Source organism: Lujinxingia litoralis (assembly GCF_003260125.1).
GTDB lineage: Bacteria > Myxococcota_A > Bradymonadia > Bradymonadales > Bradymonadaceae > Lujinxingia > Lujinxingia litoralis.
The window spans coordinates 645,223-666,418 of the sequence record NZ_QHKO01000001.1 but is presented as its reverse complement, the minus strand read 5'-3'; the positions used below and the strand labels follow the sequence as shown (position 1 = coordinate 666,418).

Here is a 21,196-nt window from a genome sequence, read left to right as displayed (position 1 = left end):
CAAGCACGGGAGGGGCTTGGGGCTCAGTGGTGTCATGGGCCATGTGACGGGGCTCAGAAGCGGTATCCCAGATGGACGGTGGGGAAGAGGGTCCAGGGGCTCTCGGTGAAGGTCTTTCCGGCGACGACGCGATCATCGACCCCGGGGGTGTAGCCGACACCGACCCAGGGGAGGGCGTAGAAGCCTCCGGTGATGGGAATCATCCAGCCCAGGCGCAGGCCTGGGGCGATGCGGGTGACCTCCGATGCTACGCCCGAATCACGCTCGAAGACGGTGGAGGTGAGCACGCCGGCTTCGATCCCGGCGAAGGGGCCTGTCTGGTCGTCCCAGAGGTAGACGTCGAGTTTCATGCCGAAGCCGCGCATGGCGGCGTCGAACTCCGGGTTGCGATGCATGGCTTCGGGAAGCGTGGCGGCGAAGGCACCCAGGTCGATGCGCACACGACTGAAGCGCAAGCCGACATGCAGCGAGAAGCCGCCAAACGCGTAGGCGATGGGGTCGATTTCGACGTCGGCCCGGAGTGGGGCGCTGCGTTCTGAGGTCTCGGGTATAGAGGGGGGCGGCGTTGTCGGTGCGGCTGCGAATGCGGTATTTGCGGTCAGGACGACGAACGCCAGTACACATGTGTATAGAACGTTTTTCACGCGGGACCTCCTGGATCAGGTTTCGGGAGTGCCGCCAGTCGGCCCTCCGAGAGCAGGAGTATAGGCCGGCGAATTTTTGGGAGCAGGGCGGTGTCTGGATGTGTAGTATTCACCTATGAATAGCGAAGACCTCCAGATGGTGCTTGTGGTTCTCGAAGTAGCGCGTCAGGGCTCGATCTCGCGGGCGGCGGAGGGGCTTGGCATGAGTCAACCCACCGTGAGCCGTCTGGTTCGGGCCTTTGAGGCGTCGTTGGGGACCTCCATGTTTGTCCGGCACGCCCGTGGGGTGCGTCCCACTCCCCGGGCCGAGGCGATCCTTGAGTCTGCGCGTCATGTTGAAGAGGCGATGCGTGGGCTGGAGCGCGTGGCCCGGGGCGTGAACGACGAGGTAGCGGGGGAGATTCGAATTGCGGCAAGTGAAATCATCGGGGTGGAGGTGTTGCTGCCACGTGTCGCCGACCTGCGTGCATCCCACCCCGCGCTCAACGTGGCCTTCGTACTGGGGAACCTTGCCGTAGATCTTGAGGGAGGGGAGGCAGATATCGCCGTGCGGCTCTTTCGGCCCCGGGGGTTAAGTCTGGTCGCGCGTCGCGTTGGGTGTGTGCCAACCGGCTTTTACGCATCCAGGGCGTATCTGGATGCCCATGGTCGACCTGGCACCCTTGAGTCCCTGCTGGACCATGAACTCATCGGTTTCGATCCGCGTGGACCCATGAGGGAGCTTTTCTCGGATATCGACGCGCGATTTACCCCGGAGCGCTTTCGTCTGGCGACCGACTCGCTCACCGGGCAGCTCGTGGCGGCTCGCTCGGGTGCGGGCATCGCGGTTCTTCAGGACCCCATCGCCCAGAAGTATCCTGAGCTTGAGCGCGTCGAGGTTGGTGAGACGCCCGGGCTCCCGCTCTGGACGACGACGCATGAAGATCTTCGTGATGCCCCGCATGTGCGGGCCGCGCTTGTCTGGCTTCAGCAGGTGCTTGAAGCCTATGTCGGCGCTGAACCCTGGCTCGAGGCTGAAGAACCCGGCGGGCCGAAGGTATAAGTGTGGTCTGCCCGGGGAGAGTGGGGCGCGACGCCTTGTGCTGAGGATAGAGGGGGGGCGTTGTGCGATGAGGACCTGAATTAGATCCAATCTTGGAGTGCTGCGTTTGTAGCGGTGTCGCGCTCTGTGATTGGACACTCCTCAGGAGAACTCATGCTCAAACGATGCGTCAGAATCTTACCTCTCTTTTCGGTTCTTATCGCCTGTCAGGATGCGCCTGCCCCGCTCAATCCCGCGTCCGTCTCTCCTGTGATGCGGAGCGTTGTTTCGGAGCGGGATGGCGTTGAAGACGATAACGAAGAGGTGTCCACGCCCAGGCCTCGTCACTACGACTACCTGGCGTCGGGTGTGTCGCCGGCGCAGCTCTGGGAGTACCGGGATGCGCAGGTGAGCGCCACGTCGGACGCGCCTTTCACGCTGCGCCGGATTCAGGGAGCACATCCGGGGATGCATCGCTTCAGTGAAGTGGTTGGCGAGCGCTATGGGGAAGGTGTCGTTAAGGTGGAGCGCGCCGATGGTCAACGTGCGGACGTGCATGTCCTGGCGTGTCCGGTACGAGAGATGGGGTATTCGGCAGAAGCGTTCCGGGAGAACTCCGAGGGGATTTTGAAATGCCTGGAGTGGGAGCCCCGCTCTCCGCTTGAGATCGGACATCTCCTGGTCCGCATCGCGTTCAACGAGAAAGGCGAAGCGGTGGGATACGCCAACTCACCGGCGAACTTGAGCGTACAGACGGAGCGATGCATTGGTCACGAGGTCGCCCGGGTGCGGCTGCCTCAGCGCGAGGAGCTCTGTCGTATGATCGAGCTTGGCGGGATCTTCTAGGGTTGAGGGAGGCTTTGCGTTCAGGAGCCTGTCGCAAAGGGGAAAAGGGTGTGTCGTGGGGAGGGCGGTCGGCAAGGGGGCTGCCGAGGGCGCTGAGATGGAGAACGGGGGATTGTGGCAATCGACAGGTGGCGAGTGCGCGTGCGTTGGGGTGCTGCTCTGGAGGGAAGGAGTCCGGTTGATTGCTCGTAGGATGCTTCCGTGCTAGCGCTCGGGGAGTCACTGGGAGAGCTCGGGGAAGGCCGGGCTGAGAGTGCGGGCTTTGTCTGTGAGGGCATCCCCCGCTGATCCCTTCAACCCGAACCAGATAATGCTGGCGTGGGGAAGTGGCGACGGGGAGACGTCGCACATTTTTCTCGGTCAGCGCGGAGGCAAGAGTATGCGTGCCGTGCGTTATGTAGGACCTAATCGCCCCTTTGTGATGGAAGATGTACCTGAGCGCGAGCCCGCCGCTGGCGAGGTGCGGGTGCGTATTCGTGCAGCAGGGATGTGCCATACCGAGTTGCACTTTGCCTCGGGGTTACTGGACCTGGGCGTGTGTCCGGTGACCATGGGGCATGAGGTCGCTGGTGAGATCGATGCGGTGGGGGAGGGGGTTAACCCGGAGCGTATCGGAGAGCGTGTGCTCCTCTATTATTACGTGGGCTGTGGGGAGTGTGAGTGGTGTGAGCGCGGGCAGGAGAACCTCTGCGCGAACCTCAAGGCCGAGTATGGCTTCTTTCACGATGGGGGCTATGCCGAGAGCATCGTGATTCCGGAGCGCAACGCGGTGAGGCTTCCGGATCATGTCTCCTTTGAAGAAGGTGCGCCGATTGCCTGCGGTGTGACAACGGCCATTCATGCGTCCAACCTGGCGAAGTTGCAGGCCGGAGACTGTGCCGTGGTCTACGGGGTTGGCGCTGTGGGTTACGGGCTGGTGCAGATTGCTCGACTTCGAGGTGCCCGCGTCATCGCGATTGGGCGTACTCCCCGGAAGCTGGCCTATGCGCGCGAGCTGGGCGCCGACGTGACGATCAACGCAGCCGAGGTGGAAGACGTAGCAGCAGCGGTGCGCGAAGCCACCGATGGGCGCGGTGCAGATGTGGTGTTTGAGCTGGTGGCCACCAAAGGCACGATGTCGGCGTCGACGGCCATGCTCGCGAAGCGCGGACGGCTGATCTATATCGGGTACTCAAGCGATACGTATGAGGTGCATCCGATTCAGCTCGTGATCAACGAGGTGTTTGTGGCCGGTTCGGTAGGCAACACGCTCGATGAACTCAAGGAAGCGGTGAGTCTTGTGGCCGAGGGCAAGGTGAAGACGCGCGTGGACCAAGTCTTGCCCCTGGATCGCTGGCAGGAGGGGCTTGACGCCCTGGCCGAGGGCAAGGTGCTGGGGCGCGTGGTGCTCAAGCCTTAATCACGGCCCAGTGTGCGGCGCAGGGCTTGTCACAGGGGTTACGTCCTTCCAGTCGCTGGAGACCGGAGGGGACCGTGTCGCTGTTGACCGGAGCGTCGGGCGAGGGGGCGTTGCGGTGGGGGGAAGCCTGCCGGAGTGGGGCTGGCGCGTGGTGGAGATGTTTGTTGTTGAGGGGGGGCTACTTCTCGACGGCCAGGATGGTTGGTCGGGGGCCGGACACCTCTGGGACGCGTTCGTTAAGTTCCAGGTAGTGTTCTTTGAGGGTTGTACCGATGTCGGTAAACCAGGTTGTGTGGGGGGAAGACCTGCGCCACTGCAGGGTGAGGGTGCGCCCGGGCGGGGTGTCGCCGAAGCTGCGGGCGATCAGGCCGAGGTCCGGGCGCACTTCGGTGGCCAATGCGCTGGCCGGTAGGAGAGTGGCGCCCAGGCCACTTTCGACCATGCGCACCAGGGTGGCGACACTGGCGGCGGTCACGGAGGTGGCCGGCGGCCTTCCGGCCAGGGCGCAGACTTCCATGGCTTGATCGCGCAGGCAGTGGCCGTCTTCCATCAGAATGAGGCTGGCCCCGGCTAGTTGATGGGGCTGGATCGATTCGGGAGTGCTGAGGGGATGGTCGGTGGGGGCGACCAGAACAAAGGGTTCGACGACCAGATCGGGGCCGGAGAGGGACTGCTCGTCGAAAGGACGGGCCAGGAGCCCCAGGTCAATACTTCCGGCGCGTAGCTCTTCGAGCAGCCTCTCGGTTTGAAGCTCTTGAATCACGAAGGAGACCTCGGGGTAGCGGCGGCGCAGCTTTACCAGGAGGCCGGGGAGTCCGTAGGGCGCGATGGTGGGGATGACTCCCAGGTGCAGGGTCCCCTGATGCGCACCGCAGTGGGCGGTCGCTGCTTCGACCAGATCGCGGGCGTCGGCGAGCAGGCGGCGAGCGCGGTCCACGACCTCGACGCCGGCGGGGGTGACGATGATGCGGGGGCGCGTGCGTTCGAAGATCTCGATGCCCAGGAGGTCTTCGACTTCGCGTACCTGTTTGCTGAGGGCGGGTTGGCTCACCGCACATTGCCGAGCGGCCTCGACAAACTGGCCGGTGTCGGCCACCGCGATGATGTATTCGAGTTGTCGGAGGGTAGGCAGCATGGGTGTATGCTCTCAGGTTATCGTGAGTATGTGAACAATGTCTTTGTAAGCATGTATATGGGGCATCATACTCCTGAACAACACCGGGCTTCGGGTTGTCGCGCGTACGCGCACCGGGCCCCGACCACTACGCTAAGCAGCATCGAACCCTGATCACGAGGAGAACGTATGGACCGCAAGAGCACATGCCCTTTTCATGGTGCGCAGACCAACGCCAGCACCCGTTCGAACCGCGACTGGTGGCCCAATCAGCTGAATTTGAAGATTCTTCACCAGCACACCCCGGAGTCGAACCCGCTGGGTCAGGACTTCAACTATGCCGAGGCCTTCCAGGCGCTGGACCTGGAGGCTGTTAAGGAAGATCTGTACGCGCTGATGACGGACTCTCAGGAGTGGTGGCCGGCGGACTACGGACATTATGGCCCCTTCTTTATCCGCATGGCCTGGCATAGCGCCGGGACCTATCGCACTGGAGACGGTCGAGGAGGGGCGTCGTCGGGCTCGCAGCGCTTTGCGCCGCTTAATAGCTGGCCGGACAACGTGAACCTGGACAAGGCTCGACGGCTGCTCTGGCCGATCAAGCAGAAGTATGGGAGGGCGATTTCGTGGGCGGACCTGTACGTTCTGGCGGGTAACTGTGCGCTGGAGTCGATGGGGCTGAAGACCTTTGGGTTTGCCGGCGGTCGCGAAGATGTGTGGGAGCCCGAGGAGGATATCTACTGGGGGGCTGAGCGTGAGTGGTTGGGGGACGAGCGTTATAGCGGGGAGCGCGATCTGGAGAATCCGCTGGCGGCCGTGCAGATGGGGTTGATCTATGTGAACCCGGAGGGGCCCAATGGAAAGCCGGACCCGTTGGCCGCGGCCCACGATATCCGCGAGACTTTTGCGCGTATGGCGATGAACGACGAGGAGACCGTCGCTCTGATCGCCGGAGGTCATACCTTTGGTAAGACGCATGGTGCCGGAGACGCGTCGCATGTGGGGCCGGAGCCCGAAGCGGCAGGCATCGAAGCGCAGGGGTTGGGCTGGGTCAGCACGTTTGGCAGCGGTATGGGGAGCGACACGATTGGCGGAGGGCTTGAAGGCGCGTGGACGCCGACGCCGACGACCTGGGATAACTCCTTCTTTGACACGCTCTTTGGCTATGAGTGGGAGCTGACGAAGAGTCCGGCTGGTGCCTGGCAGTGGACGCCTAAGGATGGGGCAGGGGCGAACACGGTGCCCGACGCACATGACCCTGATAAGCGGCATGCCCCGATGATGGCGACTACGGATATCTCGTTGCGTGTAGATCCGATTTACGCGCCGATCTCTCGGCGATTCCACGAGAACCCCGATGCGCTTGCGGATGCCTTTGCCCGGGCCTGGTTTAAGCTGACTCACCGGGATATGGGACCGCGCGCACGCTTTTTGGGGCCGGAGGTTCCCGAGGAAGACCTTATCTGGATGGACCCCGTTCCCGCCGTGGAGCACGAGTTGGTGGATGCCGATGATATCGCGGAGCTTAAGGCAAGGGTTCTCGGCTCCGGACACTCGGTTGCAGAGCTGGTGACCACGGCCTGGGGCTCGGCGGTAACGTACCGCGACTCCGACAAACGTGGGGGCGCCAACGGCGCTCGTATCCGACTCGCCCCGCAAAAGGACTGGGAGGTGAACCAGCCTTCGGCGCTGGCTGGTGTGTTGGAAACGCTCGAAGGGATTCAGCAGGAGTTTAACCAGGGGCAGTCTGGAGCAAAGCGGGTCTCGATGGCAGATCTGATCGTGCTCGCCGGAGCCGCTGCGGTTGAGAAGGCCGCGAAGGACGGCGGCTATGATGTCGAGGTGCCGTTTACGCCCGGGCGTGGTGATGCTTTGCCGGAAGACACGGATGTGGAGGCGTTTGAGGTACTGGAGCCGGTTGCCGATGGCTTCCGCAACTACCTTAAAGGCAAGTTCGCGGTGCCGGCGGAGGAACTCCTGGTGGATAAAGCTCAGCAGCTGACGCTGAGTGCGCCGGAGATGACGGTCTTGATCGGAGGAATGCGCGCGCTCGGTGCCAATAGCGATGGCTCGATGCACGGTGTGTTTACAGAGCGGCCGGGAGCTTTGACCAACGACTTCTTTGTGAACCTGGTCGACATGGGCAATGTCTGGATGCCGACGTCGAAGGACGGGGAGCTTTTCGAGATCCGCGATCGAAAAAGCGGTGAGTTGAAGTGGACCGCGACGCGGGTTGACCTGGTTTTTGGCTCCAACTCTCAGCTTCGGGCGCTCTCTGAGGTGTACGCCAGTGATGACGCAGAAGAGACCTTCGTGCGCGACTTCGTGGCGGCCTGGACCCGAGTGATGAACCTGGACCGTTTTGACCTGGATTGAGGGCGTGCGCGCTCTGTGAGAGGCCTCGGTTGAGGTAGGTGATGTGGACGCCCGGGCGGTTTACGCCCGGGCGTTTTTTTGTGGGCAGCTGAGGGCTGTGCCGAGGAGATTCACGGGGCAGAGAGGTGTCGGTCAGCGGGGGCTTTCAGACACTCATTGTGCCGCGTGCGGGGGGGCGAGCCTGAGGGGGAGTTTTCCAAAAGAAACGCCCGGCAAGGCCGGGCGTCGAGGGTGTTGATATGGCGATGGAGTTCAGTCGTCCTGGAGGTCATGCTCCAGGACGCCGCCGTCCTCCGTCATCGTCACGTCACCAGGAGGCGATTCAAGCTCATCCGGGGTCTCTCTCCCCGAGGAGCGCGCCACAGTCGGGCGGATACGCTCGGCGAGTTCGGGTTCGCCGGCCATGCGAAAGATGTTCTCCAGGGTGCTGGCGGCGATCTTGTAGGCGATGGCCCATTCATCGAGCGCGCGATCGCGCAGGGTGAGAAGGGCTTCGGCCTGCCGCTGATCACGAGCCACGGCTGCGGAGACATCTTTGTAGGCAAGGTAGAGCTCTTTGATCTCGCGAGCCATGTTGGCCGTGTGGATCTCGTTGCCCATCACGGTGTAGGTGGCATCGGCAGCCTCCAGGCTTCTGGAGACGCTGTCGGCGAGGGACTCGAGCTCGATACCCGATCGAGGGGTGCGCCCATCGAGGCCATAGCGTTTAGGCAGCTCGGGGTTCACCAGGGCCAGAGACGCTCGCGATGTAGCGAGGATGGCTCCCAGTCGGGTGCCGGCGGTGTCGCGTTGAGTGCGAAGCTCAGAATCACCGGCGCGCTCATGGGCCAGGGCGATCGAGGCCTCGTAGAGGGCGTCCGTTTTTTCTTCGAGCGTGTCTCGCTGGAGCGTGATCCACCAGGTCCAGTCCTCGGCCTTGTAGCCAGTCGTCGCTACCAGGGCGACGATGATGCGCTTCAGGTGCGTATCAACCGAGGAAATGATGGAACGAGCATTCTTCACGCGGTTTTCGGTCGTTTTACCCACTTTGTTCATCACTATCTCCTGATGAGAAGAGCGTCGAGTACGCGCCTCAGCCCAGAGCACTTCGGTGCTCATGGCTACAGCGAGTCACGAAAAAGGGTCCCCCGTACGACCGGGATGCGCGGGTGTGTGGCTGAGTATAGCAAATTGGCAAAAAGGGGGAAGTCGCTTGAGTTCTTTTTTCTGCTCCAGAGGAAAGCGGCTTTTTACCGAAGGAATGGCGAGTTCTGGTTCTTAACTAGGGGAGGGAGCAGAGCATGGGGCGAGGTCTGAACGTTCCGAATGAAGGGCAGGTCGCCGGTGCGCGCTCGGTTATTGAATCCCGCACTCGTATGCACGCGCGTACAGGGGAGAGTTTGCAACTCACACACTCGTGTGCACGTGCGTACAAGGGGTTGTGTGAGATTGGAAAAGGGTGTTGTACGTGCGTGCCAGGGGTTGTGTGAGATTGGAAAAGGGTGTTGTACGTGCGTGCAAGGGGTTGTGTGAGATTGGAAAAGGGTGTTGTACGTGCGTGCCAGGGGTTGTGTGAGATTGGAAAAGGGTGTTGTACGTGCGTGCAAGGGGTTGTGTGAGATTGGAAAAGGGTGTTGTACGCGGGAAGCGGGTGAGTGTGAGTTGGCAAATGGCCAGTGTACGTGAGTGGAGGATGCAAAGGGGCGTTCGCGGAGTGTTTGGTCGCGGGGGCTATCGTGGCGCAGTAGGCGTTTTTGAGAGTGCAGTGGTGGGGGGAGCGGGTTGGGAGCGAGTCGCTCATGCACGTTCGACGAGATTCGGGCGAATGTTGATGCGGTACGGGTGCGGATGGAGGTGGCCTGCAAGCGTGTGGGGCGCCAGGGGGGCTGAGGTAAGGTTGTTGCCGGTGTCGAAGACGGTGGATCAGGAGCGTATTCGGCTGGCGCACCGTGCGGGATGCACCGTTTTTGGAGAGAACCGGGTGCAGGAGGCGCGTGCAAAGGCGTAGGCGATGGCCGATACCGATGCCGGCTGGGCTGTGATCGGGCATCTTCAGACCAATAAGGCGCGCTATGTGGCTCGGTTCGCGCAAGAGTTTCATGCGCTCGATAGCCTTCGACTGGCGGAGGCTCTGGCTCGTCGGTTGGAGCGCGAAGGTCGGGGGCTCGATGTGTATGTTCAGGTCAACACGTCGGGGGAGGCCAGTAAGTGTGGGCTGGCGCCCGAGGATGTTGCGGGCGTGGTGAGGGAGCTTGGTGTCTACTCGTCGTTACGCGTGCGCGGATTGATGGCGCTGGCGATTTTTTCGAAGGACGCCGACGAGGAGCGTGGATGTTTTCGCAGGCTGCGAGGGCTTCGGGATCAGTTGCGAGAGGAGATGCCCGAGCCAGGGTGGTTTGACGAGCTGTCGATGGGGATGTCGGGGGATTTTGAAGTCGCGATTGAGGAGGGGGCGACCGTTGTGCGGGTGGGGTAGGCGATTTTCGGGGCGCGCTCGGTGCCAGACGAAGCGTATTGGCCGTCGGTGTAGGGTGGGGCGCCGGTTGTTCGCTGGCGTTGAGGACGTCGCCAGGCACGGTGAGGGGGGGATTCTGCGGCGATGTGTCGGGGCTTCTGGCCGGTTTGCTCGGGAGGGACGCACGAGGGCTGAGCCCATCGCCCGACACGCCTGTGGGGGAGCGTTGAAAGCACGTGGCCGGGGGGCGAGCCTATGTGTTTCGCCGTGTGCGGGAGCGACGTACGCGGCGTCGCTCTTCGGCGGCGGCCCAGCGACGTTGGTCGGTGGGGTCTTCGGGGTCAAAGGGGGTTACTTCGACCGGTGTCCCCTGATCGTCCATGGCGATCATGACGAAGAAGCATGAGAGCACATGACGAATGGCCCGGGTGTGGTGGTCTTCGGACTCCACGCGCACCCCGACCTCGATTGAGGTGCGTCCGACCCAGTTGACTCGGGCGCGGAAGGTGACGAGTTCACCGACATGCACAGGGGCACGAAAGAGGGCGTCATCAAGGAGGAGGGTGACGACGTAATGACCGCAATAGCGTGCGGCGCAGCTGTAAGCGACCTGATCGAGGAGTTTGAGCAGGGCACCGCCGTGCACCTTTCCCGAGAAGTTGACCAGATCTGGGGTCATCAGGGAGGTCATGGTCAGCGAGCGCGGATGAGCGGGGCGTTCGGTTTTTGCCATGGGGACCTCGGAGGCTGCGTCCGATGTGGTGTGCCGGCGAGTTGGTCGGGAGGAGATGTGCCCTCCGTGGGAAACCGAGCCTTGATGCGCGGCAATTGAGGGCGCGAGGGCGGAGGATTCCCACGGAGAGGTGAATCAGGGGATGATGAGGTGCTCAGTGCTCTTCAGTTTCGCCGCGCGGAGAGGTGCCCGGCGAGGAGGGAGCCTGGATGAAAGCGTTGGCCGCGCCATGTTCGTAAACGAGAGCGCCACCGGCCTGTCCTGCCTGGTAGCCCAGTCCGAAGACGACCAGCGTTCCCACCAGGGCGAGGCCGCCGAACGCGATGGCGACGGATTGTTTAGGTATCAGTCCCGCGGCCAGGAATACGATGAGCACGGCGATCGCGGCGGTCATGAAGGTTTCAGCGGCTTCTTCATGGGCTTCGATGGCGTCGTGATCGACGATACGCTCGACGACATCCTCATCTTTTTCACCGGACTCTGTGGCGAGGTAGCCGGAGCCCACGAGGATGAGTTGGAAAGAGAGGGCGATCCACCAGGCACGACGAGGTAACCAATTTTGCCACCATGCCAGCAGGAGCCCCGCGGTAAGCAGGGGCATGAGGACAGCCAGAGCGATAGGGATGTGAACGATTTCGGGGTGAAAAAAGAGGTTCTCCATGGCCGTGCTCCTTGATTCAAACGGGTTGGTTGCCACTCTCGGTCGAGTCATCGCCGAAGATGAGGTGATCATGGAGCCGAGACGGAAAATGAGCCATCCTTCAAGTGTGAACTATGAGTCATAACAGTGGTTTAGGGACGGTGGAGCGTACAGTTGAGGGATACGCTCGTGGGCAGCAGATGTTCTTCGCAGCGATCTTTTCGGCGGTCACAGTGCTGGCCGGCTCCGATCTCTGGATGGACATTCAAGAGGGGGCGAGTCTGCTCCACCTGGTGGTGGAAGGGCTGCTCTTTGTCGTGGGGGTGGCCGGGTTGTTGATCATGGTGCGCGCGCTGGTACGTACGGCGGCCGATACCCGACGGCTGCAAGCGCGCGCGCACTCTCTCAACGATAAGCTCCGGGCCAAATCTGACGAGGCGCAGGCGCTCAACGAAGCGTTGCAGCAAAAGCAGGACGAGGCGGAGCGTTGGCGCTCCGATGCGCGCGCGCTGATGCGGGGGTTGGGAGAAGCGATCGATCGGCAGTTTGACGTCTGGTCGCTGACGGACGCGGAGAAAGAGGTGGCGTTGCTCTTGCTCAAAGGGCTTACGCATAAGGAGGTTGCCGGGGTTCGGGATACCACCGATGCGACCGCGCGCCAGCAGGCGCGTGCGGTCTATAAAAAGGCCGGGTTATCGGGGCGAAACGAGCTCTCCGCCTTTTTTCTGGAGGACTTGATGCTTCCGGCACGGCAACGTGAGGAGCCCGGTGAGGTTGAGACGCGGGCAGGCTGAGCCGGTTGGTCAGAGCGGGCATTTCGCGATTTGAGGGGCGGAGCGATGGGGGGAGCTGAGACGGCAGAACACCGAGGGGCTGGCGGCCGGTGGAGAGGTTGGGGAGCTCTGTCTGTTTGCCGGGGATGGGGGGAGCGTAGGTTTGACGGGGAGGGGCGAGGTCTCCCTGTGGTCGGGAGGAGCTGGTGAGCTTCGTTCGCCGCCATGGGGCCGCGCCCATCTCTCAATAAAGCAGCGGTGCGCTGAATGGAGTGGGAGAGAACACCAGGTAGGGAGTGTTGAACACGCGAGGAGGCGATATGGACTTTCAGAACAAAGTGATGGTTGTGACGGGCGCCGGGAGTGGCATCGGCAAAGAGCTGGTGCACGGGCTGTTGATGCGCGGCGCCTGTGTGGCGGCGGTCGATCTGCGGGAAGCGTCGTTGGAGAAGCTGGCTTCGGAGTGCGGTGTCGGGGAGCGGCTGTCGGTGTATGCCGTGGACGTCAGTGATCGCGAGGCGGTTCAGGGGCTTGTGGAAAGGGTTCTGGCTCGTCATCACGTGGTGGATGGGGTGATCAACAATGCTGGTATCATTCAGCCCTTTGAGCGGGTTCACGAGCTGAGCGATGAGGTCATTGAGCGCCTGATGAACGTGAACTTCTATGGCACGTTATGGATGGTGCGCGCGTTTTTGCCGCATCTTCTGGAGCGTCCGGAAGCGTATGTGGCCAATGTGGCAAGCATGGGGGCGTTTTTGCCGGTGCCGGGACAGGCGGTTTACGGAGCGTCGAAGGCCGCGGTGAAGCTGCTTAGCGAGGGGCTCTATGCCGAGTTGATTGAGACCGGTGTGAGGGTCTCCGTGGTGATGCCCGGTGCGGTGGCGACCCATATCTCGGAGCACTCCGGGGTGGAGATGGAGCGCGATGAGGAGGAAGCATCTTATCAGGCCCTGGCTGCGGATAAGGCAGCGGAGATCATTCTTGAGGGGATGGAAGACGAGGAAGTGCACATTCTGGTGGGTTCGGACGCGCGGTTGATGAGTCTGGCGAATCGGCTGGCGCCGGAGCGCTCGATTCGCCTGATTCAGAAAAAAATGAAGGATCTGCTCGGCGATTGAGGGCCTAAACTCCGCGCCGGGGAGCACTCGCCGCGAGGAGTGCTCCCTGGTGAGTATGGCTGGAGGGCGACGTCGGTGATGTTCGGCGCGGGGGTGGCGAGTGAGTCTGGGGGAGATGGCAGGGTTCAGGTCTCGGTGGGGATGCCTCGAAGGACCATCCCGATGGTCTTGCCGCTGTCGTCGGTGGCCTGCTTGATGTCCCAGGTGTATCCGGTGCGGGGCGCGTCTTCGGTCATGCTTTGAAGCTCGTCGAAGGAGTACATGCGCATCATGGATGCCTGGCCATCCCAGGCGTAGAAGAGAGGGATGAGCGGGATCAGGAAGGTGAGCACGATCTGGCTCATCGGCAGGGGGCGTACCTTGAGGGTGCTGAGCATGCCCAGGAGCATGGTGAGCAGCAGCGATATCGGGAGCAGGGGGATCCAGAGGGCCATCGGCAGTCGTTTATGGGAGAGCTCGTAGATGAGGAGGGGTTGCCGATGGGCGGCGGCGGAGTGGAGCAGGGCTTTGGCCTGCTCGGGGCGCAGGTGATGAAAGCTGTTGATCATGGTTTTGAGCCCCTGCGGTGCGTTCGATAGCTCGGTGGCGTCCAGTGGGGAGGGGCGGTACTGCAGCCAGGGGCGTTCGGGCGTTGTGAGGGCGTCGATGGCCTGTTGGTTGGGGTAGAGGTCGGTGAGGAGGAGGTCGACCTTCTGGCCCTGGTTCCGGAGTTCCTCGACGATCGAAGGCATGACGCCGCCGGCTCCGGAGCCCAGGTCGACGATGCGTTCTTCGTGTGTTTTGAGCAGTGCGCGTCGTACCTCGGCGGCGATGACGCGGTCGGCGCCCATGACTCCGACAAAAGCCACGAGTGTGCGTGTCATGGCATCCCGTAGGAAGGAGGGGAACCAGGGGAGGTCTTCGAATTCCACGACATGGTAGCGCTTCATGGGGGCTCCGGAGGTTCGGGCCGAGGAGAGGATGGCCAGATATGCGGTAGGAGTAAGGCTAAGGCGAAGGATAAGGGGGCCGGGACGAAAGCTAAACGCGGTCGATTGCCACAGGTGAGCGCCGGGAAGGGAGGGCGGTGGACGAGGGGAGTTGAGGCGCGGCGAGGAATCACGAGGCGCGGTGGGCGTTCCAAGAGCGTCAGAGTCGCCGGAGGTGGGGGGCGTGGGGGCACTGGCGCGAGCGTGCGAATCGTGGGAAGGATGAGGTCGTTGTCCGGTATGGGTTTTCGGATGATCCAGAAGAGCGGCCGGGCTCAGCGAGGTGAGGATGAAACATGTCGAGATTGAAGCGTTCTTAGACGGTAAGAAACGGGGGCAGATCGTCTTTGATGTACGCACCCCGGCGGAGTTTGCGAAGGGGCATATTCCGGGCGCCAAGAACCTGCCTCTCTTTCTGGATGAGGAGCGGGTGGTGGTGGGGACGCTTTATAAGCAGGAGGGACGTCATCGCGCGATTCTGGAGGGGCTGGACTACGTTGGGCCACGGATGCGCGAGCTGATTGAGACGGTGCAACGTGAGGTAGGGCCGCCGGGGAGCTCGGTGATGGTGCACTGCTGGCGGGGAGGGATGCGCAGCGCCAGCGTGGCCTGGTTGCTGGAGATGTATGGTTTTGAGGTGAGCGTTTTGACGGGGGGGTATAAGAGTTTTCGAAGGTGGGTGGTCGGGGGGCTGGAAGATCCGCCGCCAATGCGCGTGGTGGGTGGGGCAACGGGCGTGGGGAAGACGGAGATCTTGTGGGAGCTGGAGCGCCTGGGAGAGTCGGTGCTCGATTTGGAGGGACTGGCGAACCACCGGGGGTCGGCGTTCGGCGGACTCTTGTTAGAGGAGCAGCCCACACAGGAGCATTTTGAGAATCTGCTGGGCGTGGCGTTGGCCCGGGCGCGTGGGATGGCCGGGCCTGTATGGATCGAAGACGAGAGTCGGATGATCGGCCATCGTCACCTCTCCAATGCCGTGATGGCGTCCATTCATGGCTCACCTACGTATGTGGTCGCGGCCCCCGAGGAGGCGCGGCTGGACCGGCTGGTGGAGGTGTATGGGGAGGCCGCCAGAGAGCAGCTCGTTGCGTCTTTTGAGCGGATACGCAAGAGCCTGGGGGGATTGCGAACGCAGCAGGCGATCGAGGCTGTGCAGGCAGGCGACCTGCGTCGGGCGGCGGCGTTGGCGTTGCAATACTACGATAAAGCGTATGCCCGCGGCATCGGGCGGCGAGCCCCCGAGACGGTGGTGTATCTGGACGAAGAAGGCGACCCGAAGGCCGTCGCGCGAGGATTGATCGCGCGTTGCGGCAAGGACGATGCACGCGACGTGCAAGGAGAAGACGTATGAGCGAACCTCAACACCCCCTGGCCCCCATCCGCCTCACGCAGTACAGCCATGGAGCGGGCTGCGGTTGCAAGCTTTCGCCGGCGGTGCTGGACCGCATTCTGGCGAACCGGGTGACGACTCCGGATGCGATGTCGAAGCTGTTGGTCGGCAATAGTTCGCGCGATGATGCGGGGGCGCTGGACCTGGGCGATGGTCGGGTGCTCTTGAGCACGACAGATTTCTTCATGCCCATTGTGGACGATCCCTTTGAGTTCGGGCGGATCGCCTCGGCGAATGCGATCAGCGATATCTATGCGATGGGTGGCGACCCGGTGATGGCGATCGCAATCCTGGGCTGGCCGATTAACGTGTTACCGGCGGAGGTGGCCGGAGAGGTGATGGAAGGTGCGCGGTCGATCTGCGCGGAGGCGGGGGTGGCGTTGGCGGGAGGTCATAGCATTGACAGCCCGGAGCCTATTTTTGGGTTGGCAGTCAACGGGCTGGTCGCGCTGGAGCATCTTAAACAGAACGATGCAGCGAAGGCCGGCGACCGGCTCTTTCTGACCAAAGCTGTCGGGGTGGGCATCCTCTCCACGGCGGAGAAGAAGGGGGTGCTGCGCGAGGAGGATCGGGGACGAGCGGCAAGCTCGATGATGCGGCTGAATCGCATCGGGGCCACGCTGTCCAAGATCGAGGGGGTGCACGCGATGACCGATGTGACCGGGTTCGGGTTGCTGGGGCACCTCTCCGAGATGTGTGTGGGCTCGCAGCTCAATGCCGTTGTGGATTTTCCGGCGGTGCAAGAGCTCAGTGACCTTGCGCATTACCTGGAGATCGGGGCGGTTCCCGGGGGCACCGGCCGCAACTGGGAGAGCTACGGGCATCATGTGGTTGAGCCGCCGGAGCATGTCCGACAAATCCTCTGCGATCCCCAGACCAGCGGCGGGTTGTTGGTGGCGGTGGCGCCGGAGTCGGTCGAGGCGGTGCAAGCTGCGTTGCGAGAGGCCGGGCTCGACGCGCACGCGGAGCCCGTGGGTGAGCTCTTCGTGCGGGAAGGGGAGGGGCCGCATATCGAGGTGCGGAGTTAACGCCGTGGGAGCCCCCCGGAGTGGCTTGTTTGTCAGGGGGGGGGACGCGGCCTGAAGCCTCGTGCGGGGGGAGCCTTAAGGCTCGAGAGAGGGGGGGGCGCAGGTGACCTGTTGTGTGTCGGGCGACATTGGCGCCTGTTAAAAGGGGGCGTTCTGCCGAGGTAAGGTCGGGGTGATGGGATCGCCCGGGGAGAAGGCGCCGCCGAGGAGGATCTCAGCGTTGAGGCCGCCGCGGTGTACGAAGGCTTTGATGGCGCCGGGCTCAGCGCAGAGGCGTTCCAGGTGCCGACAGGGCTCGCAGAGCTCGACGCCCCGCAGCCGGAGCGGGCCCAAGAGAAACTCCTGGCCGACGAGATCGTTGAGGGGTACGCCGACGACCACCACCTGACGGCGGTGGCGGCCGTGACGAAGATCGATGCCGTGGTTTTGGGCGACGTCGTCGAGGGCTTCGCGGGTGATGAGGGTGAGCTGGCGAGCCGGGTCTCGGGTGAATGCGTCCGAGAAGTAGCGATCGCCCCGAATCCCCCTTCCGGCGACGGCCTCGGCCCTTGTCACCGGGAGGGGGGGAGCGCCGTGCTCTTTGCTCAGCCAGATCGATTGTACGTGGCCTTTCCAGCGCTCGTGCACGTCGGGGCTCCAGGGGCAGCGGCGGCGCCCGGTGGGATCAGTCTTCGGAGAGCGACGAGGCATCTTGAGGGATGCGTTCAAAGTCGCTGGCGTCGTGGCGCTCGGGCAGTTGCGTGGAGGGATCGCCCCAGCTCTTGTTGACCATGACGCCACGCTGTACCGCCGGTCGTTCGGCGACGGCGTTGGCCCAACGGCGTACGTGGGTGTAGCTCTCTACGTTCAAAAATTCAGCGGCATTGTAGAGGTTGCCGCGGACCAGTTCACCGTACCAGGGCCAGACCGCGATGTCGGCGATCGTGTAGTCGTCGCCAGCGAGGTAGGGCGACTCGGCCAGGCGACGATCAAGGACGTCGAGTTGACGCTTGGCCTCCATGGTAAAGCGGTCGATAGGGTACTGCATCTTGGTGGGCGCGTAGGCGTAGAAGTGTCCGAAGCCGCCGCCCAGGTAGGGCGCTGAGCCCATTTGCCAGAAGAGCCACGAGAGACATTCGGCGCGTGCAGCCGGGGCAGCGGGTAAGAGTTTGCCGAACTTCTCAGCGAGGTAGAGGAGGATCGCGCCGGATTCAAAGATGCGTGTAGGCGGGGAGGTGGAGTGGTCGCGCAGCGCGGGAATCTTGGAGTTCGGGTTCACCTCCACAAAGCCCGAGGAGAACTGGTCGCCCTCTAAGATGTTGATGAGGTAGGCGTCGTATTCGGCGGCTTCGACTCCCAGGGCCAGGAGCTCTTCGAGCATGATGGTGACTTTCTGCCCGTTGGGCGTGGCCAGCGAGTAGAGCTGGAAGGGGTGTTTACCCACGGGAAGTTCCCGGTCATGGGTGGGGCCGGCTACCGGTCGGTTGGTACTGGCGAACTGGCCGCCGTTTTCCTGGTCCCAGGTCCAGACTTTCGGGGGGGTATACGTCTCGTCACTGCTCATGATGCTCCTGTTCGGCCTGTCGTCTTGGTCAGTATGGCCCGGTCGGGCTCGGGCCAGTTTAAAAGGGGGTGATTCCAACCGGTACTATCACGCGAGTCGATGGGTATATTCCCCCGGAGGGAGAAGTTTGCACGCGGGATGTGGCGGGGCTTTGGGGGGCTGAAGGCAGGTCTTCGGCCCCGGCGGTGTTCGCGTGTGTCTGTGCCAGGGGAGAGGCAGGGGGCGAGGGCCAGGAGTGACGTGGCGAGGCACACGCTGAACGGCGGTAAGGAGGGAGTGTTGGATGCAAGGTCGTCGCGGTGCTTGTGGGAGGGAGCAGTTTAGGGGATGGAAGGGCGTACAAACGAGGGCCTTAACCGGATTGAGGCTCGGGAATGAACCTGCTCGTATGCTCAACTCAGGAGAGTTCGATGAACTTTGTGTACTGCGGCGTTTCTCTGGATGGTTTTATGGCGGGTCCGGAGGATGATCTGAGTTTTTTAGAGGCGGCGGGGGATACCGACCGTCGGGAGGGGCGGAGCGTGAGCTATGAGGACATTCTGGCTCGCACGGGCGCTCTACTCATCGGGCGGCGCACCTATGATGTGGTGCGCGGGTTTGGTGGGGAGTGGCCCTATGCAGGTACGCCGGTGGTGGTGGCGACGACGCGTCCTCTCGAACCTCCGTCTTCTGAGGTGGTGTCGGCGTCGGGCTCGATTGAGGAGCTTCTCGAAGAGGCAGCGTCCGTGGCCGGAGAAGGGGATGTGTATGTCGATGGCGGGTCGATCATTACTCAGGCGTTGGGCGCCGGGCTGATCGATGAGCTAATTCTGACGGTGGTGCCGGTGTTCCTGGGGAAGGGAGTGGCGCTCTATCAGGGGGAGGATTATGCGCACTTTGATGTCGAGGTGCTGGGGGGGATGGGGGAGGCTACGCAGCTTCGGCTGACGCCCCGTCGCTGAGCGGGGAAGGGAGGACACATGAGGTGCGCGCTGCACATCGTCTGAGACGTTGCCATGTTCTCTGGGGAGGGGGCATGGCCACAGGCGGAACATGGCCGGAGATGTGAACGTCATCGTATGAGGCCAGAGATGGGGGAATCGGAAGACGAACGACAGGCTCACTACCATGCTGGCAGCCTCAGTCTGACAGCGACGGTGGCGCTGGGGACCGGGGTGATGATCGGCGCGGGGATTTTTGCGCTGACCGGTCAGATCGCGGAGCTGGCCGGCGGGCTCTTTCCTGTGGCCTTTGTGCTGGGAGCGATTGTCAGCGGGGTTAGCGCCTACAGTTACATCAAGGTTGCCAGCGCCTATCCGTCGGCGGGAGGCATCGCGATGATCCTGCAGAAGGCCTATGGTCGCTCGATGACGACGGCTTCGGCGGCGTTACTGATGGCGTTCTCCATGATCATCAACGAGAGCCTGGTGGCGCGTACCTTTGCGACCTACACCATGCAGCTGTTCCCAGGGGGGAACAACGAGGTGTGGGTGCCGGTCCTGGCCGTGGGGCTGATCGTGGTGGCGTTTGTGATCAACCTGGCCGGGAACGCGATCATTGGCACGGCCTCCAACATTGCCGCGGTCCTGAAGATCGGGGGGCTTGTTGTCTTCGTGGCCATCGCCCTGGCGGCGAGTGGGCTGAGCTGGAAGATCAAGATGTGGCCACCGGCCGGAGACCCGGGTGTGGCCGGGTCTGCCGGTGCCATCGCGTTGGCGATCCTGGCGTTTAAGGGCTTTACGACGATTACCAACAGTGGGGATGAGGTCGTGAATCCGCAGCGCAATGTCGGGCGCGCGATCGTGATCTCGCTCGTGATTTGCCTGGTGCTCTATATGGGGGTGAGCGTGGCGGTCGCGTCGAGCATGAGCCTGGAGGAACTGGTTCAGGCGCGCGATTACGCTCTGGCGGAGGCTGCTCGCCCGGCCATTGGGGGGTATGGCAAGGTTTTCACCGTGGGACTGGCGATGGTGGCTACCGCGTCAGGGCTGCTGGCGAGTATTTTCGCGGTTTCTCGCATGCTGGCGATGCTCACGGATATGAAGCTGATCCCGCATCGCCACTTTGGGATGCCCGGAAACGTCCAGAAGCACACGTTGGTGTACACGGTGGTGTTGGCGGCGGTGATGGCGACGCTTTTTGATCTAACGCGCATCGCGTCGATCGGGGCGATCTTCTACCTGGTGATGGATATCACCATTCATGTGGGCGTGTTCCGGCATCTGCATCGCGATGTGGGCGCGAGTCGGGTGGTGGTTGGGGGGGCGATTGCGTTGGATGGCGCGGCGCTGGGGGCGTTTGTCTGGGTAAAGACGGTCAGTGATCCGCTTATTGTGGGGATCAGTCTGGGGGCGATCGTGCTGATCACGCTTCTGGAGCGAGTCTTTTTGTGGCGAGTGGATGCGGAGTCTGGAGAGGAGGGGCATGAAGGTGGGTGATGCTCGGGGATGTACAAGGGCAGTCTTTAGGAGTTTAGTTGTCATAATGTTTGTTATCTAGCCTTTTGCCGCCCGAGGCTTGGTTCCGCGCTGCCGATGCTTATGTGTGGTGTGTCAGCGGCTGGCGAGCCCGCTTGCCGGCCATCCGATGGCCTTTACCGCGAGATACACCCAAGGAGGCACCATGTATGACCGCGACTACGCGTTGACCACCCGGGTTGAGGGCACGCTGCAGGACGTCGATGCCAGAGTGCGAGAGGCGCTCAAAGCCCAGGGGTTCGGAGTTCTCACCGAGATCGACATCCAGGCGACGCTCAAGAAGAAACTCGACGTGGACCGGCGCCCCTACGTGATTCTGGGCGCGTGCAGCCCTCCGCTGGCCCACAAAGCACTGGAGGCGGAGCTTCCTATCGGCCTGCTTCTGCCCTGCAACGTCACCATCTTCGAGGGGGACGATGCTCAGATTTATGTGCAGGCCATTAACCCCGTAGTGATGTTTGAGATGATCGACAATCCGCAGGTCGCCGAGGTCGCTCAGGAGGTTGGCGAGCGTTTGCAGCGGGCGCTGGATGCCCTGTGATTTTGGCTCGCCAGGGGCTCTCCCTGAGGTCGGGGGCCGATGGAGGGGAGCGCCCTGTGTAAGCGCCCGAAGGCAGGGAGGCAGTGGGCCTTTCTGAGCACGGGCTGTGGTGCGCGCGGCGCGTAGCCTGTAGGGTGCGCGCCTGTCGTAGCGCAGCCCCATGCCCGTATGT

Annotated in this window: 19 protein-coding genes, 1 pseudogene and 1 riboswitch; of the genes and pseudogenes, 12 read left to right on the top strand and 8 right to left on the bottom strand. The window is 62.7% G+C overall.

What is annotated here, in order from left to right; genetic code table 11:
- Positions 1–53 precede the first annotated feature (53 nt).
- On the bottom strand, positions 54–644 hold the full coding sequence (locus DL240_RS02745) for a hypothetical protein (RefSeq protein ID WP_111728319.1): 591 nt from the start codon (positions 642–644) through the stop codon (positions 54–56).
- Positions 645–759: 115 nt separating this feature from the next.
- Between DL240_RS02745 and DL240_RS02740 the strand changes: the two genes are divergently transcribed.
- The 3 genes from DL240_RS02740 to DL240_RS02730 all read left to right on the top strand — a co-directional run bounded on the left by DL240_RS02740 (position 760) and on the right by DL240_RS02730 (position 3,910).
- A complete protein-coding gene (locus DL240_RS02740; RefSeq protein ID WP_111728318.1) occupies positions 760–1,686 on the top strand; it encodes a LysR family transcriptional regulator in 927 nt (308 codons plus the stop codon).
- A 153-nt stretch (positions 1,687–1,839) separates the two neighbouring features.
- Positions 1,840–2,511, top strand: coding sequence for a hypothetical protein (locus DL240_RS02735; protein WP_111728317.1), 672 nt, complete (start codon positions 1,840–1,842; stop codon positions 2,509–2,511).
- Positions 2,512–2,725: 214 nt separating this feature from the next.
- Positions 2,726–2,853: riboswitch (TPP riboswitch) on the top strand.
- A 37-nt stretch (positions 2,854–2,890) separates the two neighbouring features.
- Positions 2,891–3,910 (top strand): zinc-binding dehydrogenase, encoded by a 1,020-nt coding sequence (locus DL240_RS02730; protein WP_111728316.1) that lies wholly within the window; start codon positions 2,891–2,893, stop codon positions 3,908–3,910.
- Positions 3,911–4,088: 178 nt separating this feature from the next.
- Here the strand turns inward: DL240_RS02730 and DL240_RS02725 are convergent, their stop codons facing one another.
- Positions 4,089–5,045 carry a hydrogen peroxide-inducible genes activator gene (locus DL240_RS02725; protein WP_111728315.1) on the bottom strand — a complete coding sequence of 319 codons (957 nt, stop codon included), beginning with the start codon at positions 5,043–5,045 and terminating at the stop codon, positions 4,089–4,091.
- Between the two features lie 168 nt (positions 5,046–5,213).
- Here DL240_RS02725 and katG point away from each other — a divergent pair, with 168 nt between their 5' ends.
- Positions 5,214–7,400, top strand: coding sequence for a catalase/peroxidase HPI (gene katG, locus DL240_RS02720; protein WP_111728314.1), 2,187 nt, complete (start codon positions 5,214–5,216; stop codon positions 7,398–7,400).
- 252 nt (positions 7,401–7,652) lie between these two features.
- Here the strand turns inward: katG and DL240_RS02715 are convergent, their stop codons facing one another.
- Positions 7,653–8,435, bottom strand: a complete 783-nt coding sequence (locus DL240_RS02715) for a hypothetical protein (RefSeq protein WP_111728313.1) — start codon at positions 8,433–8,435, stop codon at positions 7,653–7,655.
- Between the two features lie 759 nt (positions 8,436–9,194).
- Between DL240_RS02715 and DL240_RS02710 the strand changes: the two are divergent.
- A pseudogene (locus DL240_RS02710) lies at positions 9,195–9,855 on the top strand (YggS family pyridoxal phosphate-dependent enzyme).
- Positions 9,856–10,087: 232 nt separating this feature from the next.
- Here DL240_RS02710 and DL240_RS02705 read toward each other — a convergent pair.
- Positions 10,088–10,567: an acyl-CoA thioesterase gene (locus DL240_RS02705; RefSeq protein WP_199589709.1), complete on the bottom strand. Its 480-nt coding sequence runs from the start codon at positions 10,565–10,567 to the stop codon at positions 10,088–10,090.
- 154 nt (positions 10,568–10,721) lie between these two features.
- The gene (locus tag DL240_RS02700; RefSeq protein ID WP_111728312.1) at positions 10,722–11,228 is read right to left on the bottom strand and encodes a hypothetical protein; all 507 of its coding nucleotides are present in this window, start codon (positions 11,226–11,228) and stop codon (positions 10,722–10,724) included.
- Between the two features lie 179 nt (positions 11,229–11,407).
- Here DL240_RS02700 and DL240_RS02695 point away from each other — a divergent pair, with 179 nt between their 5' ends.
- Positions 11,408–12,001, top strand: a complete 594-nt coding sequence (locus DL240_RS02695) for a helix-turn-helix transcriptional regulator (RefSeq protein ID WP_111728311.1) — start codon at positions 11,408–11,410, stop codon at positions 11,999–12,001.
- 299 nt (positions 12,002–12,300) lie between these two features.
- Positions 12,301–13,098: an SDR family NAD(P)-dependent oxidoreductase gene (locus DL240_RS02690; protein WP_111728310.1), complete on the top strand. Its 798-nt coding sequence runs from the start codon at positions 12,301–12,303 to the stop codon at positions 13,096–13,098.
- Positions 13,099–13,223: 125 nt separating this feature from the next.
- Here DL240_RS02690 and DL240_RS02685 read toward each other — a convergent pair whose 3' ends face one another.
- A complete protein-coding gene (locus DL240_RS02685; protein WP_111728309.1) occupies positions 13,224–14,027 on the bottom strand; it encodes a class I SAM-dependent methyltransferase in 804 nt (267 codons plus the stop codon).
- Between the two features lie 328 nt (positions 14,028–14,355).
- Here DL240_RS02685 and mnmH point away from each other — a divergent pair, with 328 nt between their 5' ends.
- Positions 14,356–15,417, top strand: a complete 1,062-nt coding sequence (mnmH, locus tag DL240_RS02680; RefSeq protein WP_111728308.1) for a tRNA 2-selenouridine(34) synthase MnmH — start codon at positions 14,356–14,358, stop codon at positions 15,415–15,417.
- Positions 15,414–16,484 carry a selenide, water dikinase SelD gene (gene selD, locus DL240_RS02675; RefSeq protein WP_111728307.1) on the top strand — a complete coding sequence of 357 codons (1,071 nt, stop codon included), beginning with the start codon at positions 15,414–15,416 and terminating at the stop codon, positions 16,482–16,484. Before mnmH ends, selD begins: the two co-directional genes overlap by 4 nt.
- A 138-nt stretch (positions 16,485–16,622) precedes the next feature.
- Here selD and DL240_RS02670 read toward each other — a convergent pair whose 3' ends face one another.
- Positions 16,623–17,111, bottom strand: coding sequence for an MOSC domain-containing protein (locus DL240_RS02670; RefSeq protein WP_111728306.1), 489 nt, complete (start codon positions 17,109–17,111; stop codon positions 16,623–16,625).
- A 37-nt stretch (positions 17,112–17,148) separates the two neighbouring features.
- The gene (yghU, locus tag DL240_RS02665; protein ID WP_111728305.1) at positions 17,149–18,027 is read right to left on the bottom strand and encodes a glutathione-dependent disulfide-bond oxidoreductase; all 879 of its coding nucleotides are present in this window, start codon (positions 18,025–18,027) and stop codon (positions 17,149–17,151) included.
- A 374-nt stretch (positions 18,028–18,401) separates the two neighbouring features.
- Here yghU and DL240_RS02660 point away from each other — a divergent pair, with 374 nt between their 5' ends.
- The 3 genes from DL240_RS02660 (at position 18,402) to DL240_RS02650 (ending at position 21,024) form a co-directional block, all read left to right on the top strand.
- Positions 18,402–18,968 carry a dihydrofolate reductase family protein gene (locus DL240_RS02660; RefSeq protein ID WP_111728304.1) on the top strand — a complete coding sequence of 189 codons (567 nt, stop codon included), beginning with the start codon at positions 18,402–18,404 and terminating at the stop codon, positions 18,966–18,968.
- A 129-nt stretch (positions 18,969–19,097) separates the two neighbouring features.
- Positions 19,098–20,444 carry an APC family permease gene (locus DL240_RS02655; protein ID WP_111728303.1) on the top strand — a complete coding sequence of 449 codons (1,347 nt, stop codon included), beginning with the start codon at positions 19,098–19,100 and terminating at the stop codon, positions 20,442–20,444.
- 184 nt (positions 20,445–20,628) lie between these two features.
- Positions 20,629–21,024, top strand: a complete 396-nt coding sequence (locus DL240_RS02650; RefSeq protein ID WP_111728302.1) for a DUF302 domain-containing protein — start codon at positions 20,629–20,631, stop codon at positions 21,022–21,024.
- Positions 21,025–21,196: the final 172 nt, after the last annotated feature.